We start from the raw sequence: 15,707 nt of genomic DNA, 5'->3' as shown, positions 1-15,707 counted from the left end.
GAGTCGAAGCCAATGATCGAACCCAAGCGCGTCCTGCGCGCCCTAGCCGAACACTGGGCCCTGATCGAGCCGCTGTGCGAGCGTTTCGACCAAGGCACACTCAGCCTGGTGGAACTGCGCCAGCACGTGGCCCGCCAGCAGCTCGAGAGCACCCCGCAGGACATCACTCAGCTGCTCGACGTGTGGATCCGCCTGGATATCCTGGTCCCGGTGGCCAAGAGCCCGAACCGGTTCGAGCTAAACGCGCAGATCCACGACTTCCTCGCCTACCTGCGCCGCGAACACCGGCTGGGCCTGTGCCTGGAGATCGAAGCCTACCTGCGCCACCTGGAGCGCCTTGCCGGGCACATCCAGGACGCCTTCGACAACCGCGACAGCGACGACCTGGCGCGCCAGCTGCGCCTGCTCGACATGCGCGTGCGCGATGTGCTGAAAAAGCTCGACAACGACGAGCAGGCACTGGTGGCCGTGGCCGAACGGGCCAAGACCAGCAACCGGCAGATTCCGCTGCGCCAGCGCTATGCCGAAGTGCTGGCCACCTGGGACGAGTACGTCGAGCCGATGATCCAGCTGGTCAACGCCGACGGTGCCTTCGAACAGGGCGTGCGCAAGGTCGAGACCGTGCTGCTGAAACTGCTGGGCGAACAGGCGCGCCTGGGCCACCTGGTCGACGACGACATGCTGCTGCGCACCCACGCGCGCATCCTGGAAATGCAGACCAGCGCCCAGCTGACCCTGCGCCATGCCCGCGAACTGCTGCTGCCGCTGCGCGAAGAAGCCCGCCGGCACAACGCCGTAACCCGTGGCGCCGCGCTGGCCCTGTCGGTGATCCGGCGCAAGGGCATCGATGCCGTGCCGCAAGCGGCAATGCCGATGTTCACCCGACCGCAAAGCACCTTCCTCGGTAGCGCCAGCCAGGTCGAAGCCTATGTCTACGCCCTGGCCCGCTTCGAGCCCAAGCCGGCGCGCTTCCCCAAGGCGCACAAGACCCAGTCCGACGCCCTGCCGCGCGCACCGCGTACGGTCAAGGAAATGCTCGAACGCTGCGAACAGGCCCTGCCGCTGCCAGACCTGATGGTCTGGCTGCTGGAACAGGAACCCGAAGGCGCCACCGACGAGCTGCTGTACTGGTTCTCGCGCCTGTCGCGAGAAAAGCGCTTCAGGCGCGAACGCCTCGAGCGGCGCGAGTACACCACCCAGGAACACCTGGTCAGCCTGCGCTCGTTCGCCCTGACCTCCAGCCGCGAAGACGCCACCAGCGCGCCTACCGAACCCACCGCGAGCCCAGCCCATGCATCTTGATCTTTCCGAACTGTCCCAGCTCGCGCCGATCTTCCGCGAGCTGTTCAAAGGTTTCCACGTCAGCCGCCGCGACCCCGAGCTGTACGCCCAGCTGTCGAACTTCCAGGACCAGTACCGCACGTTGTTCAAGGCCCTGGGCTTCGAACTGGTCTGCGACACCCGTGGCTTCTACTACTTCGTGCCGGACATGACCGCCGCGCAGGTCAACAAGACCGCGCAGCGCCTGTCGCTGTTCACCTTCATCCTGGTCGAGCACCTGGCCGACCAGGGCCGCGACCCGATGGCCGTGCTCGACGGCGGCAGCATCGGCCGCGACGAGCTGCCCTCGCTGCTGGACAAGTACCGCGACCTGTTCCTGCAGGCCGAAGTGCAAACGGTCGAAGAGCTGGAAGAAAAGATCCTGCGCCGCATGACCCAGCTCGGCTTCGCCCATGAAGAAGGCGGCATCTACCGCTTCCTGCCGCCGATGCACCGCTTCCTCGACGTGTGCCTGTCGGTGCAGCAGGACCGCGACCTCGCCGCCACCCTGCACAGCGACCTGCCGCTGCCGACCCCGGTGCTGGTCGAGGAACAAAGCGCCGAAGAACTCAACCGCACCGATGACCCGCTCGACCTCACGCCGTTCGAAGGCGACGAAAGTGAAGAGGACGCCCTGGCCCGGGCCATCCGCGAAGAGCAACAGGAGATTGACGCATGAGCCAGGAACGCTACGGCATCCGCCGCTTCGCATTGCTCAACACTGCCGGCTACAGCCTTGGCCTGTTCCCGCTGGAGCACCCGCTGTCGGTATACGGCGCCAACAACCTGGGCAAATCGGCGTCGATCAACGCCCTGCAGTTCCCGATCCTGGCGCGCATGTCGGACATGAGCTTCGGCAAGTACAGCCTCGAGCAGTCGCGCCGCTTCTACTTCGCCAGCGACACCTCGTACATTCTCTGCGAACTGAGCCTGCCCCACGGCCCGCATGTGATCGGCGTGGTCGGGCGCGGTCCGGGCGGCGGTTTCGGCCACCAGTTCTTCGCCTACAAGGGCGAACTGGACCTGGCTCACTACCAGAAGAACGACACCTGCCTGCGCCAGAAAGAGCTGTTCACCAACCTCGAGCGCCTGGGCATCAAGGCCTATGAGCTGAAGCCGGACGAACTGCGCCGACTGCTGGTTGGCGGCCATACTTCGGTGCCGCTGGACCTGACCATGATCCCGCTGCGCTCCACCAGCGAGCAAAGCCTGAAAACCTTCCGCGCACTGTTCATCAACCTGCTGCACATGCGCGAAATCACCGCAGCCAAGCTCAAGCAGCTGTTCCTCGATGCCTTCGAGCACAGCCTGCGTTCGGGCAGCGTCGATTACATCGCCGCCTGCGAAGAGGCCTTCCGTGACGTGCGCCGCATGGAGCAGGACTACAACGCCCTTGTCGCCGCCGGCCCTCTGGTCGAAGCTTTGGCCGGTGGTGTGGCCCAGCGCGATATCCTGCGCGGCAAGCTGCACCGTATCTCGCCGGTGCTCGACACCCTGCTCGGCACCTGGCAGGAATACGCCATGGCGCGCAAGGAGGAGCTGGTCATCCAGTCCGAGCACTACCGTGGCGAGCAGGACCGCCTGCAGAACGACCAGCGCGGCGGCACTCAGGAGCTGATGCGCCTGGAGCGTGAAATCAGCGGCATCCAGCGCTGGCTGGGCGAGCTGTCGGTGCTCAAGCACCGCTTCGCCCTGGTCGATGACGTCAAGGTGCTGGAGCAGCAGCTGCTGGCGGCCAAGGACGCTCACGACGAACTGGCCGGCGCCCTGGCCCAGTCGCGGCAGTTCAGCGCCGAAGACCTGGACGAGCGCGTGCGCGACCTGGAACAACGCCTGAAACAGGTCAAGCAGCAGCTGGACCACGCCGACAACAACAGCTACGCGCGCCTGCGGGAAGAATTTTCGCAGCAGGATGTCGACCGCCTGATGCGCCTGTTCAACGGCGCGCTGTTCAGCCTGCCGCTGGGCGACCGCGGCATCGAGCTGGAAGACAGCGACCTGTGGGTAAAATCCCTGGAAGCGGTGCTGGACGGCTTCAAGGGCGAGCGTTTCGAGGCCCCAGGCCTTTCCATCGACCTGACCCACATCGACCCACCGGCGCTGCAGGCTCTGGCCGATCGCGCCGCCCTGCGCGACCAGAAAGAGCGCCTGGAAAAAGAGCTGAAGCAGCTCAGGACCCAGCAGGCCGTGGCCGCCGACCGCTCCGCCTCCAAGGCGCAGACCGAAACCCTGTACCAGCAGGTGCTGGATGCGCAGAAGGCGCTGGAAGACTTCCGCCGCAGCGAAACCCTGGCCGCTGAAGAGCCGGAGAAGCTGGAACACCTGTCGCAGCTGGAAGCCGCCCAGGACGAGCTCAAGCGCTCCAGCGACGCCTTCACCGAACGCGTCCAGCAACTGTCGGCCAAGCTGCAACTGGTCGGTCGGCAACTCGGCGACCTCGAGTCCAAGCAGCGCACCCTGGAAGACGCCCTGCGCCGTCGTCAGTTGCTGCCGGCCGACCTGCCCTACGGCACGCCGTACATGGAAGCCATCGACGACTCGATGGACAACCTGCTGCCGCTGCTCAACGACTACCAGGACAGCTGGCAGGGCCTGCAGCGCGTCGACAACCAGATCGAGGCGCTGTATGCCCAGGTGCGCCTGAAAGGCGTGGCCAAGTTCGACAGCGAAGACGACATGGAGCGCCGCCTGCAGTTGCTGGTGAACGCCTACGCGCACCGCACCGACGAAGCCCTGACCCTGGCCAAGGCACGCCGCGCGGCAGTCACCGACATCGCCCGTACCCTGCGCAACATCCGCAGCGACTACGACAGCCTCGAGCACCAGCTGGCCCTGTTCAACCGCGAGATCAACAAGCGCCAGGTCTCCAACCTGGAGAGCTTCCGCGTGGTGCTGGCGCCGAACAAGGAAGCGCTCAAGCACATCGACCAGATCATCCACAGTGCCGGGCAGTATGAAGAAGGCGAAACCCTGTCGGTCTTCGACCTGACCCAGAGCGCCGATCAGGACAACAAGAACGAGGAAGCCAAGGAATACCTGGCACGCCTGGTGGCCGCCAACCACAACCAGCTAGGCCTGAAGGACCTGTTCGAGCTGGCGTTCGAGATCACCAAGGTCAACGGCCAGCCGATCATCCACGCCGACATCGACGGTGCGGCGTCCAACGGCACCACCATGACCATCAAGGCGCTGACCAACATGTATTTGTTGCTGCACCTGATGGACCGCGACCTGGCCGGGCGCATCCGCCTGCCGTACTACCTGGACGAAGCGGCGGACATCGACGAACGCAACCAGGCGGCACTGCTGGAGACCAGCCTGCAACTGGGCTTTGTGCCGATTCTGGCGAGCGTGAAACCGCAGGTGTCGGCGCATGTGGCCATCGACCTGGAAGGCGGCAGCGGGCCGAATGGCATCTATATCGACGAAGCGGACTGGAAGTTCATCAGCCGGCTGGATGAGGTGAAGCCGGTTGTGCGTGAGGATCATCAGGCCGAGGAACTGGCCTGATATCGGTGTACTGGGGCCGCTTTGCGGCCCTATCGCCGGCAAGCCAGCTCCCACAGGTAATGCACAAGTTTCAAGATCTGCGCAGTACTTGTGGGAGCTGGCTTGCCGGCGAATGGAGGCCAAAGGCCTCCCGGCAATCTACCTGGCTATCAATGAGCCCAAGGCAGGATCGGAATCGCAGTCACCGCATTCTGCGGGCTGCCTTCGACAATGCGGTCGCTGTACACCAGGTACACCAGGGTATTGCGCTTCTTGTCGAGGAACCTCACCACCTGCATGGTCTTGAACACCAGCGAGGTGCGTTCCTTGAACACCTCATCGCCATCCTTGAGCTCACCCTTGAAGCTGATCGGCCCGACCTGGCGACAGGCAATCGACGCCTCCGCACGGTCCTCGGCCAGCCCCAGGCCACCCTTCACCCCGCCGGTCTTGGCCCGCGACAGGTAGCAGGTCACACCCTCGACCTTGGGGTCGTCGAACGCTTCGACCACAATCCGGTCGTTCGGCCCGAGGAACTTGAACACAGTGGACACCTGGCCGATTTCCTCAGCCCCGGCCACTACTGGCAGCGCGAACAACGCCAGGGCAAGCGCCCTCTTCAGCAGCTTCATACCAGCACCAGATTGTCGCGGTGTACCAGCTCAGGCTCGGCGCTATAGCCGAGGATCGACTCGATGGTAGCGGACGACTGACCAATGATCTTCTGCGCCTCCAGGGCGCTGTAGTTGGCCAGCCCGCGAGCCACTTCAATACCGTCCGGGCCAACGCACACCACCATCTCGCCACGGCGGAAGCTGCCCTGCACGGTTTTCACACCCACCGGCAACAAGCTCTTGTTGGCCTCACGCAGCGCCTGCACGGCACCGGCATCCAGCACCAGCGTGCCGCGGGTTTGCAGGTGACCGGCCAGCCACTGCTTGCGTGCAGCCAACATGCCGCGCTCGGGCGACAGCAGGGTCCCCAGGCGCTCGCCGGCCTTGAGGCGGTCCAGCACGCGCTCGATGCGGCCACCGATGATGATGGTATGAGCACCGGAACGGGCAGCCAAGCGCGCGGCACGCAGCTTGGTCTGCATACCGCCACGGCCCAGGGCACCACCGGTACTGCCGGCCACCGCGTCCAGCGCCGGGTCGTCGGCACGAGCCTCGTAGATCAGCTGGGCTTCGGGGTTGTTGCGCGGGTCGGCGTCAAACATGCCATCGCGGTCGGTGAGGATCACCAGCAGGTCGGCTTCGACCAGGTTGGCCACCAGCGCCGCCAGGGTGTCGTTGTCGCCGAAGCGGATTTCGTCGGTGACCACGGTGTCGTTTTCGTTGATCACCGGCACTACACCCAGGTCGACCAGGGTGCGCAGGGTGCTGCGGGCGTTGAGGTAACGCTTGCGGTCGGACAGGTCGTCGTGGGTCAGCAGGATCTGCGCAGTGTGCTTGCCGTGCTCGCCGAAGCTCGACTCCCAGGCCTGTACCAGGCGCATCTGGCCGAGCGATGCAGCGGCCTGCAGCTCGTTCATCGCACTCGGTCGCGTGGTCCAGCCCAGCTGGCTCATGCCGGCAGCCACGGCCCCGGAGGAGACCAGTACCAACTCCACGCCTGCCTCACGCAGCGCGACCATCTGCTCGACCCAAACGGCCATGGCACCGCGGTCGAGGCCTTTGCCATCGGCGGTCAGCAGCGCACTGCCAATCTTCACGACCCAGCGCCTGGCGCCCGTCACCTTGCTTCGCATCGTCTTCCAACCTATGTCGAATCTGTAGATACCGTAGATACAAAAACGCCGCTCCAGAGAGCGGCGTTCAGTGTACTGCAACCGGTCAGTCGCGCACGTAAATGATTTCCGGGCCGTCTTCGTCGTCCTCGAAATCATCGTCCCACGCGTCATCGTCGCCGATGTCGTGCACGCTCTTGACGCCGGTGCGACGCAGGGTACGGGCGTCGTCCAGGGCCTGCAGCTGGGCACGGGCTTCGTCTTCGATGCGCTGGTCGAGGTCGGCCAGTTCTTCGGCGTAGGCCGGGTCGTTGGCCAGGCGGTCGGCGCGGTCTTCGAGGTAGCGCATCAGGTCGTGGCTGAGCTTCTCGGTGCCCTGCTTGGAGATGGCCGAAATCACGTAGACCGGGCCTTCCCACTGCAGGCGCTCGACCACTTCCTTGACCCGCTCGTCACGCTCGTCGTCCATGACCATGTCGGCCTTGTTCAGCACCAGCCAACGCTCACGCTCGGCCAGCGACGGGCTGAACTGGGTCAGCTCGTTGACGATGACTTCGGCGGCGTCGGCCGGGCTGCTTTCGTCCAGCGGCGCCATGTCGACCAGGTGCAGCAGCACGCGGGTACGCGCCAGGTGCTTGAGGAAGCGGATGCCCAGGCCGGCGCCTTCGGAAGCGCCTTCGATCAGGCCGGGGATGTCGGCGATGACGAAGCTCTTCCAGCGGTCGACACTGACCACGCCCAGGTTGGGCACCAGGGTGGTGAACGGGTAGTCCGCCACTTTCGGCTTGGCAGCCGAGACCGAGCGGATGAAGGTGCTCTTGCCGGCGTTCGGCAGGCCCAGCAGACCGACGTCGGCCAGCACTTTCATTTCCATTTTCAGGTCGCGCTGATCACCAGGCTTGCCCGGGGTGGTCTGACGCGGTGCACGGTTGGTGCTGGACTTGAAACGGGTGTTACCCAGGCCGTGCCAGCCGCCCTGGGCGACCATCAGCTTCTGGCCAGGGGTGATCAGGTCACCGATCACTTCCTGGGTCGAGGCGTCGATCACGGTGGTGCCGACTGGCACGCGCAGGAACAGGTCTTCACCCTTCTTGCCGGTGCAATCGGTACTGCCACCGTTGGAGCCACGCTGGGCCTCGTGGTGACGGGTGTAGCGATAGTCGACCAGGGTGTTGAGGTTTTCGTCAGCGACCATGTACACCGAACCGCCGTCGCCACCGTCACCCCCGTTGGGGCCACCGTTCTCGATGAATTTCTCGCGACGGAAGCTCATGCAACCGTTGCCGCCGTCACCGGCCTTGACCCGAATGGATACTTCGTCAACAAACTTCATTCAAAAACCGCCTCTCGCCTTCCGACGAGTTGAATACTGATAAACCTGAGGCTCTTGCAAAAATGAGCGCGGCGGCCCCGTACGACCGAAGAAACCCACGCCGGCAGCCCATACAAACAGCTTTGCAAGAGGCTCAACACAAACGAAAAAGCCCCGTCGCATGACGGGGCTTCTGGAGCGACGTCGCAATTAAGCGGCGACGATGCTCACGTAACGGCGCATGAACTCGCCTTTCTTCTCGAACTTGATCACGCCTTCGATCTTGGCGAACAAGGTGTGATCCTTGCCCATGCCAACGCCGTAGCCGGCGTGGAATTCGGTGCCACGCTGACGGACGATGATGTTGCCCGGCTTGATAACCTGGCCGCCATACATCTTCACGCCAAGGCGTTTCGATTCTGAGTCGCGACCGTTACGAGTACTACCACCAGCCTTCTTGTGAGCCATGGTTCAATTCTCCAAATAAATTCAGGGGATCTAGGGGATTAAGCCTGGATGCCGGTGATTTTGATCTCGGTGAACCACTGGCGGTGGCCCATGCGCTTCATGTGGTGCTTACGACGACGGAACTTGATGATGCGAACCTTGTCGTGGCGGCCTTGCGAAACGACTTCGGCCACTACTTTAGCGCCAGCAACCACTGGAGCACCGATGGTGACTTCTTCACCGTTGGCGACCAGCAGAACGCGATCGAAAGTCACGGATTCGCCAGTGGCGACTTCCAGCTTCTCGATCTTGAGGAATTCACCTTCAGCGACTTTGTACTGCTTGCCGCCGGTAACGATTACTGCGTAAGACATGGTATTTCTCCGATAATCCTGCTCACCCAGCGCTTTATATGATGAGTATTGGCTGGCATGGCTGCACAGGGCTGGAACGGCCCGGCGCAATTGCGTAAGGCAGGTGCTGCCCAGGAAGTTAGGGTGCGCGATTGTACGCAACCCGGGTTTTGCTTGCAAGTACCGCCCCCGGCCAGCAGGCACCGCGCCTTGACACACCGGGACCCGCGACCTAGCATGCCGCGCAACCTTATTGGAGCAGCCGATGCAACCCCAAACCTTCTACCGCGCGGTGGCTGATGACTTCAGCGCCGTCGACGAGATCATCAAGAAGCAGCTGACCTCGCGCGTGCCGCTGGTATCGAAGATCGGCGACTATATCACGTCCGCCGGTGGCAAGCGCCTGCGTCCCCTGCTGGTACTGCTGTGTGGCAAGGCGCTCGGCCGCGAGGGCGACGACCTGCGCCTGCTGGCCGCTACCATCGAATTCCTGCACACCGCCACCCTGCTGCACGACGACGTGGTCGACATGTCCGGCATGCGCCGTGGCCGCTCCACCGCCAATGCCCTGTGGGGCAACGCGCCGAGCGTACTGGTAGGCGACTTCCTTTATTCGCGCTCGTTCGAAATGATGGTCGAACTGGGCTCGATGCCGGTCATGCAGATTCTGTCCAAGGCCACCCGCGTGATTGCCGAGGGTGAAGTGCTGCAGCTGTCGCGGGTACGCGACGCCAGCACCACCGAGGACGTCTACATGGAGGTCATCCGCGGCAAGACCGCCATGCTGTTCGAAGCCTCGACCCACAGCGCCGCTGCGCTGGCCGGGGCGAGCGAAGAGCAGCGCGAGGCCCTGCGAACCTTTGGTGACCACCTGGGCGTGGCCTTCCAGCTGGTCGACGACCTGCTGGACTACAAGGGTGACTCGCAGACCTTGGGCAAGAACGTCGGTGACGACCTGGCCGAAGGCAAGCCTACCCTGCCGCTGATCTACACCATGCGCGAAGGTACTGCCGAGCAGGCGGCGCTGGTGCGCAAGGCCATCCAGAAGGGTGGCCTGGAGGACCTGGAGCAGATTCGCGTGGCAGTCGAAGAGTCGGGTGCGCTGCAGTACACCGCAGAGCTGGCGCGCGATTACGTGAAGCGTGCCATTGCCTGCCTGGAAGTGCTGCCGGCCAGCGAATACCGGGATGCGCTGGTAGAACTGAGCGAGTTCGCCGTAGCCCGTACTCACTGATAGAGCGAGTCGCCCTCTTCGCGGGCTTGCCCGCTCCCACAGGATGAGTACCGCCGCTGAGGTTAGTGCTATCCCTGTGGAAGCGGGCAAGCCCGCGAATGCTTTTGTCCGGACATAATCACTTCTGGGAAAATACCTTTTACAATGCAGGCCTTTAACCGCCTGTCTGTTTGTTTGAGGAACCGAAGTGAGCACTCTGCCGCCCTGCCCGAAATGCAACTCCGAATACACCTATGAGGATGGCGCTCAGCTGATCTGCCCTGAATGCGCCCACGAGTGGTCGGCCAGCGGCGACGCCGAAGCGGCCAGCGATGAGGTGGTGAAGAAGGACTCGGTCGGCAACATCCTGCAGGACGGCGATACCGTCACCGTGATCAAGGACCTCAAGGTCAAAGGCTCGTCCCTGGTGGTCAAGGTCGGCACCAAGGTCAAGAACATCCGCCTGTGCGACGGCGACCACGACATCGATTGCAAAATCGACGGCATCGGCGCCATGAAGCTGAAGTCCGAGTTCGTACGCAAAGTCTGATTACTCAAGATTCTGCCAATTGGCGCTTGCTATTTTGATAATAAGAATTATTCTCATTGGAACTGCTATCCAAGGAGAATAGCCATGACTTATCTGATCGACGCCTGGCTGGAACGCCCTCACCCCTACCTGCGCATTCTTCATCGGGAAACCGGCGAAGTGTGCGCGGTGCTTGAAGAAGAAGCGCTCGACGAATTGCGTGACCAGGGCGACCTGGACATGAGCGGGTTGAATTCGAGTGAACCGGGGGTGCTCAAGGAGCTGGTGCGGAATTTGTTTCTGTTCTGCTATGCACGGGCATTGCGCCCTGGGGGAACAGACTGGAATTGAGGCTGCCAGGGCCGGCCTCATCGCCGGCAAGTCAGCTCCCACAAGTACAACGCAGCCTGTGGGAGCTGGCTTGCCGGCGAATGGGCCGCAAGGCGGCCCCAGCGGTGTTACAGAACGTCGAGCAGCTCGACGTCGAACACCAGCACGCTGTGCGGCGGGATGCTGCCAACGCCTTGGGCGCCGTAAGCCAGCTCGCTCGGCACGTACAGGCGCCATTTGCTGCCAGCGTTCATCAGCTGCAGGGCTTCGGTCCAGCCAGCAATCACGCCACCGACCGGGAATTCAGCCGGCTGGCCACGCTCGTAGGAGCTGTCGAACACGGTGCCGTCGATCAGGGTGCCGTGGTAGTGCGTGCGCACGTTGTCTTCGCGGGTCGGCTTGGCGCCTTCGCCAGCGGTCAGCACTTCGAACTGCAGGCCCGAAGCCAGGGTGGTGATGCCGTCACGCTTGGCGTTTTCAGCCAGGAATTCCTTGCCAGCGCCAGCGGCGGCTTCGGCCTTGGCGGCAGCTTCGGCCTGCATGATGTCGCGGATGACCTTGAAGCTGGCCGACAGGTCGGCTTCGCTGACGCGGCTGTCGGCGCCATTGAAGGCGTCGGTCAGGCCGGCCAGGATGGCATCCAGGCTAACGCCCGGTGGCGGGTTGTCGCGCAGCTGGCCGCCCAGCTGGCGGCCGATGCCGTAGCTTACGCGGGTTTCGTCGGTGGACAGGTTGAGTTCGGACATGGTCGTGCTCCACTGCAGGGCGCAGTGCAGCCGCGCCCTTGATGAAAAGGGCGAGCAGCCTAGCACACTGGGGCGCGGCGAGCAGCTACCAGGCCGAGCGCTGGGAAATCGGCACCTTCAGGTCTTCTTCAGGGTGCGAACCCATGCCGCACATTTCGTCCTGGACCGACCAGTGGACCAGGTGCATCGAGACCAACGGGATGGTTTGCAGCAACTTGCGGGCTTCCTCCACCGAGTGCACGCGCAGGCGTTCCCCACGGGCATCGGACAAGGGATGCGCGTGGCCTTTTACCCGGGCCTCGAGCAGGTAGTCACCGCCTTCGATGGCGATCAGGTTCAGTTCGTCGACATGGCCAGCCCTGGCCTCGGCATTGAGCTTCTGCAGGTTCATGAGAGCACCTCGCGTGGGAACCGTGCATGAGAGCTCATTTTTTGTACAGGCAGAGCAAAAGCACAAGCCAGAAACGACACCGCCCGTCCGTTTTGCAACGGACGGGCGGTGTCAGCTTCGACCAGGCTCAGTGCTTGGTCAGCTTGTCCAGGTAACCCATGCAGAACGCCGACACCACGAAGGTCATGTGGATGATCACGTACCACATCAGGTAATCGGTAGAGATGTTCTGCGCATCCATGAACACCCGCAGCAGGTGAATGGACGAAATCGCCACGATCGATGCGGCCACCTTCATCTTCAGCGACGAAGAGTCCATCTTGCCCAGCCAGTTGAGCTTTTCCTTGCTGTCGTCGATGTCCAGTTGCGAGACGAAGTTCTCGTAGCCGGAAATCATCACCATCACCAGCAGGCCGCCCACCAGCGACATGTCGATCAGCGACAGGATCACCAGGATCAGGTCCGCCTCGCTCAGGGCAAAGACATTGGGCAGGACGTGGACCACTTCCTGGAAGAATTTCAGCGCCAGGGCCAGCAGGCCGAGGGACAGGCCAAAGTAGATAGGTGCGAGCAGCCAGCGCGAGGCATACATCGCATTTTCGAGAATACGTTCCATGAAGTTCGGGACTCGTCAGGTGACTAAAAAAGCGACGGCGAGTATAGCCAGCCACCTGTTACAGCAAAAGCCCGGTGTTGGGGCTGCCCGGCAGCCCCGGCAGTCGTTCAGGTCTCAGGATGAAACTGGTAATCCCCAAGGTTGCGACAGCGCTCGCCATTGATCCGCCGTAATTGCGCCTGCAGATGCAGACACCAGATTTGCGGGTCTTCGGCCACCTGATACCCATGCAGGGTCAGGCTGTCGACAATGGCATTGAGCACCGATTCGGCCACCATCGGCCCATGGAACGGGCCCTGGGCCTTGATCGCGGAAGGTTGTTCACCGGCCATGCCGGCGGCGAACAGCAAGGTCCACATGCCGTTGTCCCCGGCCAGCGGGCGAATGCTGCATTCGATGCGGGTCACCAGGCCCAGGCACTGGCGTGTGAGGCTGAGGTTGCGCATGGCCGCGTCCCCTCCATAGAGCCTTGTTCAGCCCGAAAAACTCAGGCTGTCTCCATCCTGAACGCTGATACTGTCCTAAGTTCCAGCATAGAATAGCCGCGCAGAAAGTTGGAAAACCGGCGCTGAACGGTAGCACATCGCCGCTAGCGCCGGTTTATTGACTCAGGCCGGCTTGGCCTGGGCAATCACCTCTTCCAGGCGTTCCTTTTCCGCCCTTTCGATTTCTTCCTCACCGATCATTTCGGCAATTTCGCGCAGGCGCTCCACCACCCGGGCGTTGACGCTGCCCTCGGTGAACTGGCCCTTTTCATCCGGCACACCGGCTTCCTCGCCCACCAACAGGCTCAGTGCCTCATCGGCCTGGCTGACGGCGTAGACGTGGAACATCCCATTCTCCACCGCCTGCAGCACACGCTCGTCGAGCATCAGCGTGGCCACGTTGGCCCGCGGAATGATCACCCCTTGCTCGCCGGTCAGGCCACGCGCATCGCACAGGCGGAAGAAGCCCTCGATCTTCTCGTTGACCCCACCCACTGCCTGCACTTCACCGAACTGGTTGATGGAACCTGTGATGGCGAAGCATTGCTTGAGCGGCGTACGCGACAACGCCGAGATCAGGGTGCAGGCTTCACCCAGCGAGGCGCTGTCGCCGTCCACGTAGCCGTAGGACTGCTCCAGGGCGATGCTCGCGGAAATCGCCAGCGGGAATTCCTGGGCATAGCGGCTGCCCATGTAGCCGGTCAGGATCATCACCCCCTTGGAGTGAATTGGCTGGCCGAGGTTGACCTCGCGCTCGATGTCGACGATGCCGCTGCCGCCCGGGTAGACGGTGGCGGAGATCCGCGCCGGCATGCCGAACGCGGAGTCGCCTACTTCCAGCACCGTCAGCCCGTTGCACTTGCCGATGGCCGCGCCTTCGGTGTCGATCAGGATGATCCCGGCCAGCATGTCGTCCAGCACCCGTTGCGATACACGCCCGGTGCGGGTGGCCTTGGCCTTGAGCGCCCGTTCGATGTGGCCGGAGTCGGTCATTTCGTCACTGGCCAGCTGGCGGATGAAATCGGCCTCGCTGACCAGCTGGAAAAGGTCGCCGATACGCGCCGAAAGGCGCGACTGGTTCTCTGCCAGGCGGGCGCTGTAGGTGGCCAGGCGCGCCACTGCGTCGCTGGTCAGCGGCGCCATGCCCTCTTCGTTGGTACGGGTGCGCAACAGTTGGGCGAACTGCTCCAGGTTCTCGTCGACCATGGGCATGTCTTCGTCGAAGTCCACCAGCACCCGGAACATCTCCTGGAAGTCCGAGTCATGGTCCTGCAACGCGTAGTACAGCTGGCGCGAGCCGATGATGATCAGCTTCACGTTCAGCGGAATCATCTGCGGTGTCAGGCTGACCGAGGCCACGCGGCCCAGTTCGCCAATGGGCGACTCCATTTTCAGCTTGCGCGACTGCAGGGCGCGCTTGAGGGCGTCCCACACGAATGGCTCGCCGAGCATTTTCTCGGCTTCGAGAATCAGGAATCCGCCATTGGCACGGTGCAATGCGCCCGGGCGCAGCTGGCGGTACGAGGTGTAAAGCGCGCCCTGGTCGGTGCTGTATTCGATGCGGCCGAACAGGTTGTCGTAGGTCGGGTGCGGCTCGAACACCACCGGCGCCCCGCCGTCGGCGTGGTGGCCGACTACCAGGCTTGGGGCGTACTGCTCTTCGAGCAGTTTGCGTGCGACCGCGTCGGTCTTGCTGTCGTCGACCAGTTGCTCGACCACGGTGCGCAGCAGGTTCAGCTGCACCGATTGCAGGTAGGCGCAGACCGCCGCGTTTTCCGCGTACTTTTCCGACAGCGGCGCCAGCAAAGGTTGCAGGGCCAGGGTAATGGTTTCTTCGTTGAGCTGACGCAGCTGGTTGTTCGACTCGCGCTTCCACTGCGGCAGGCTGGCCAGCTCTTCGTTCAGCCGCTCCTCGAGCATGGCGATGTCATCGTGGAACTGCTCGCGCACCGCTTCGGGCAACTGGGCGAACTCGGCCTCATCCAGCGCCTTGCCCTCGGCCATCGGGGTGAAGGCCACGTTGCTGGCATCGCGGTACAAGGCCACGTCCTTCTCCAGCGAAGCGCGCTCGATCACATCCAGGGCGCGGTCGTAACGCTGGTTGAAGGCGCGGTCGATGGCACCCTTCTTCTGCTGGTACGACGGGTGCTCGAACACTGCCGGGAAGGTGGCCAGCAGGTTGTCGATCAGCCCGCTCATGTCGTTGATGAATTCCCCGGCACTGCCGGACGGCAACTCCAGCGCGCGCGGCTCGCGGCTGTCTTCGAAGTGGTTGACATACACCCAGTCCGCCGGGGTGTGCTGGCGCTTGCCTTCGGCCTTCAGGTAGCGCTTGACGAACGAGAAGCGGCCGGTGCCCGGCTCGCCCATCACATACACATTGTAACCAGGGCGGGGCATGGCCACGCCGAACTGCAGGGCCTCGACAGCACGTTCCTGGCCCAGGACTCCGCGAAACGGCTCCAGATCGTCGGTATTGGTAAAGGCAAACTGCTCGGGTGAGAAACGCCGGGTCAGGGCTTCAGGCGCGAGACGCAGGCGCGCAGCGACAGGATCGGGCATTGGGTTTCCTTACTTCGGCGGGCAGATACGCAGCATTCTGGCGCTGCCCGCGCGCGCCTTGCAAGGCTCGGCGAGACTTTATGTCGCAGCCGGTGCAAGTCATGTAACAGCAAATTTTTCGCAATCAACAACGCAACCTTTAGATCGTGCCTAAACTCCAAGCTGCGCGGGTGGGTGAAATGCTTTCC

16 protein-coding genes are annotated in these 15,707 nt (G+C 63.1%); 6 read left to right on the top strand and 10 right to left on the bottom strand.

What is annotated here, in order from left to right; all coding sequences use genetic code 11:
• The first annotated feature begins 12 nt into the window (after positions 1 to 12).
• From mksB to mksF, 3 genes are read left to right on the top strand one after another with little or no spacing between them, the layout of a single operon-like run.
• Positions 13 to 1,302: an Mks condensin complex protein MksB gene (gene mksB, locus AC5O5R_RS03410; RefSeq protein WP_172223634.1), complete on the top strand. Its 1,290-nt coding sequence runs from the start codon at positions 13 to 15 to the stop codon at positions 1,300 to 1,302.
• On the top strand, positions 1,292 to 1,999 hold the full coding sequence (gene mksE / locus AC5O5R_RS03405) for an Mks condensin complex protein MksE (protein WP_172223637.1): 708 nt from the start codon (positions 1,292 to 1,294) through the stop codon (positions 1,997 to 1,999). The genes mksB and mksE overlap by 11 nt, the downstream gene beginning before the upstream one ends.
• The gene (gene mksF, locus AC5O5R_RS03400) at positions 1,996 to 4,830 is read left to right on the top strand and encodes an Mks condensin complex protein MksF (RefSeq protein ID WP_172287146.1); all 2,835 of its coding nucleotides are present in this window, start codon (positions 1,996 to 1,998) and stop codon (positions 4,828 to 4,830) included. Before mksE ends, mksF begins: the two co-directional genes overlap by 4 nt.
• A gap of 149 nt (positions 4,831 to 4,979) precedes the next feature.
• Here mksF and AC5O5R_RS03395 read toward each other — a convergent pair whose 3' ends face one another.
• The 5 genes from AC5O5R_RS03395 to rplU all read right to left on the bottom strand — a co-directional run bounded on the left by AC5O5R_RS03395 (position 4,980) and on the right by rplU (position 8,668).
• Positions 4,980 to 5,441: a CreA family protein gene (locus tag AC5O5R_RS03395; RefSeq protein ID WP_172233124.1), complete on the bottom strand. Its 462-nt coding sequence runs from the start codon at positions 5,439 to 5,441 to the stop codon at positions 4,980 to 4,982.
• Entirely contained in the window at positions 5,438 to 6,556 is a 1,119-nt protein-coding gene (gene proB, locus AC5O5R_RS03390) for a glutamate 5-kinase (protein WP_494512074.1), read from the bottom strand. The genes AC5O5R_RS03395 and proB overlap by 4 nt, the downstream gene beginning before the upstream one ends.
• Before the next feature lie 85 nt (positions 6,557 to 6,641).
• A complete protein-coding gene (cgtA, locus tag AC5O5R_RS03385; protein WP_172228941.1) occupies positions 6,642 to 7,868 on the bottom strand; it encodes an Obg family GTPase CgtA in 1,227 nt (408 codons plus the stop codon).
• A 189-nt stretch (positions 7,869 to 8,057) separates the two neighbouring features.
• Positions 8,058 to 8,315 (bottom strand): 50S ribosomal protein L27, encoded by a 258-nt coding sequence (gene rpmA, locus AC5O5R_RS03380; RefSeq protein ID WP_003247464.1) that lies wholly within the window; start codon positions 8,313 to 8,315, stop codon positions 8,058 to 8,060.
• Between the two features lie 38 nt (positions 8,316 to 8,353).
• Positions 8,354 to 8,668, bottom strand: coding sequence for a 50S ribosomal protein L21 (gene rplU / locus AC5O5R_RS03375; RefSeq protein ID WP_003247466.1), 315 nt, complete (start codon positions 8,666 to 8,668; stop codon positions 8,354 to 8,356).
• 244 nt (positions 8,669 to 8,912) lie between these two features.
• On the opposite strand from rplU, the gene AC5O5R_RS03370 reads away from it, so the two are divergent.
• From AC5O5R_RS03370 to AC5O5R_RS03360, 3 genes are all read left to right on the top strand, one after another.
• Entirely contained in the window at positions 8,913 to 9,881 is a 969-nt protein-coding gene (locus tag AC5O5R_RS03370) for a polyprenyl synthetase family protein (RefSeq protein WP_172228943.1), read from the top strand.
• A gap of 187 nt (positions 9,882 to 10,068) precedes the next feature.
• Entirely contained in the window at positions 10,069 to 10,410 is a 342-nt protein-coding gene (locus AC5O5R_RS03365) for a zinc ribbon domain-containing protein YjdM (RefSeq protein ID WP_172228945.1), read from the top strand.
• A gap of 84 nt (positions 10,411 to 10,494) precedes the next feature.
• The gene (locus AC5O5R_RS03360; RefSeq protein WP_010951938.1) at positions 10,495 to 10,740 is read left to right on the top strand and encodes a PA4570 family protein; all 246 of its coding nucleotides are present in this window, start codon (positions 10,495 to 10,497) and stop codon (positions 10,738 to 10,740) included.
• Positions 10,741 to 10,847: 107 nt separating this feature from the next.
• Here the strand turns inward: AC5O5R_RS03360 and bamJ are convergent, their stop codons facing one another.
• The 5 genes from bamJ to AC5O5R_RS03335 form a co-directional block, all read right to left on the bottom strand.
• On the bottom strand, positions 10,848 to 11,465 hold the full coding sequence (gene bamJ, locus AC5O5R_RS03355; RefSeq protein WP_172228947.1) for a BamJ family beta-barrel-assembly machinery protein: 618 nt from the start codon (positions 11,463 to 11,465) through the stop codon (positions 10,848 to 10,850).
• Between the two features lie 85 nt (positions 11,466 to 11,550).
• Complete coding sequence (locus tag AC5O5R_RS03350; protein ID WP_172228949.1) at positions 11,551 to 11,856, bottom strand: DUF6482 family protein; 306 nt, start codon at positions 11,854 to 11,856, stop codon at positions 11,551 to 11,553.
• 127 nt (positions 11,857 to 11,983) lie between these two features.
• On the bottom strand, positions 11,984 to 12,472 hold the full coding sequence (locus tag AC5O5R_RS03345; protein ID WP_016501546.1) for a TIGR00645 family protein: 489 nt from the start codon (positions 12,470 to 12,472) through the stop codon (positions 11,984 to 11,986).
• A 107-nt stretch (positions 12,473 to 12,579) separates the two neighbouring features.
• A complete protein-coding gene (locus AC5O5R_RS03340; RefSeq protein ID WP_085673987.1) occupies positions 12,580 to 12,918 on the bottom strand; it encodes a PA4575 family protein in 339 nt (112 codons plus the stop codon).
• 162 nt (positions 12,919 to 13,080) lie between these two features.
• The gene (locus tag AC5O5R_RS03335; RefSeq protein WP_494514957.1) at positions 13,081 to 15,519 is read right to left on the bottom strand and encodes a Lon protease family protein; all 2,439 of its coding nucleotides are present in this window, start codon (positions 15,517 to 15,519) and stop codon (positions 13,081 to 13,083) included.
• Between the last annotated feature and the right edge of the window lie 188 nt (positions 15,520 to 15,707).

It is taken from the genome of Pseudomonas sp. 8_5_2, from assembly GCF_059295255.1.
Note: the sequence above shows the minus strand (reverse complement) of the source record. Positions and strands in the feature narration are given on the sequence as shown.

Excerpts from the sequence above, each read along its gene's own strand:
- proB (WP_494512074.1), bottom strand. The coding sequence starts at position 6,556 with ATGCGAAGCAAGGTGACGGGCGCCAGGCGCTGGGTCGTGAAGATTGGC.
- AC5O5R_RS03395 (WP_172233124.1), bottom strand. The coding sequence starts at position 5,441 with ATGAAGCTGCTGAAGAGGGCGCTTGCCCTGGCGTTGTTCGCGCTGCCA.
- mksE (WP_172223637.1), top strand. The coding sequence starts at position 1,292 with ATGCATCTTGATCTTTCCGAACTGTCCCAGCTCGCGCCGATCTTCCGC.
- rpmA (WP_003247464.1), bottom strand. The coding sequence starts at position 8,315 with ATGGCTCACAAGAAGGCTGGTGGTAGTACTCGTAACGGTCGCGACTCA.
- bamJ (WP_172228947.1), bottom strand. The coding sequence starts at position 11,465 with ATGTCCGAACTCAACCTGTCCACCGACGAAACCCGCGTAAGCTACGGC.
- AC5O5R_RS03360 (WP_010951938.1), top strand. The coding sequence starts at position 10,495 with ATGACTTATCTGATCGACGCCTGGCTGGAACGCCCTCACCCCTACCTG.
- AC5O5R_RS03350 (WP_172228949.1), bottom strand. The coding sequence starts at position 11,856 with ATGAACCTGCAGAAGCTCAATGCCGAGGCCAGGGCTGGCCATGTCGAC.
- mksB (WP_172223634.1), top strand. The coding sequence starts at position 13 with ATGATCGAACCCAAGCGCGTCCTGCGCGCCCTAGCCGAACACTGGGCC.
- AC5O5R_RS03335 (WP_494514957.1), bottom strand. The coding sequence starts at position 15,519 with ATGCCCGATCCTGTCGCTGCGCGCCTGCGTCTCGCGCCTGAAGCCCTG.
- AC5O5R_RS03340 (WP_085673987.1), bottom strand. The coding sequence starts at position 12,918 with ATGCGCAACCTCAGCCTCACACGCCAGTGCCTGGGCCTGGTGACCCGC.
- rplU (WP_003247466.1), bottom strand. The coding sequence starts at position 8,668 with ATGTCTTACGCAGTAATCGTTACCGGCGGCAAGCAGTACAAAGTCGCT.
- mksF (WP_172287146.1), top strand. The coding sequence starts at position 1,996 with ATGAGCCAGGAACGCTACGGCATCCGCCGCTTCGCATTGCTCAACACT.
- cgtA (WP_172228941.1), bottom strand. The coding sequence starts at position 7,868 with ATGAAGTTTGTTGACGAAGTATCCATTCGGGTCAAGGCCGGTGACGGC.
- AC5O5R_RS03370 (WP_172228943.1), top strand. The coding sequence starts at position 8,913 with ATGCAACCCCAAACCTTCTACCGCGCGGTGGCTGATGACTTCAGCGCC.
- AC5O5R_RS03345 (WP_016501546.1), bottom strand. The coding sequence starts at position 12,472 with ATGGAACGTATTCTCGAAAATGCGATGTATGCCTCGCGCTGGCTGCTC.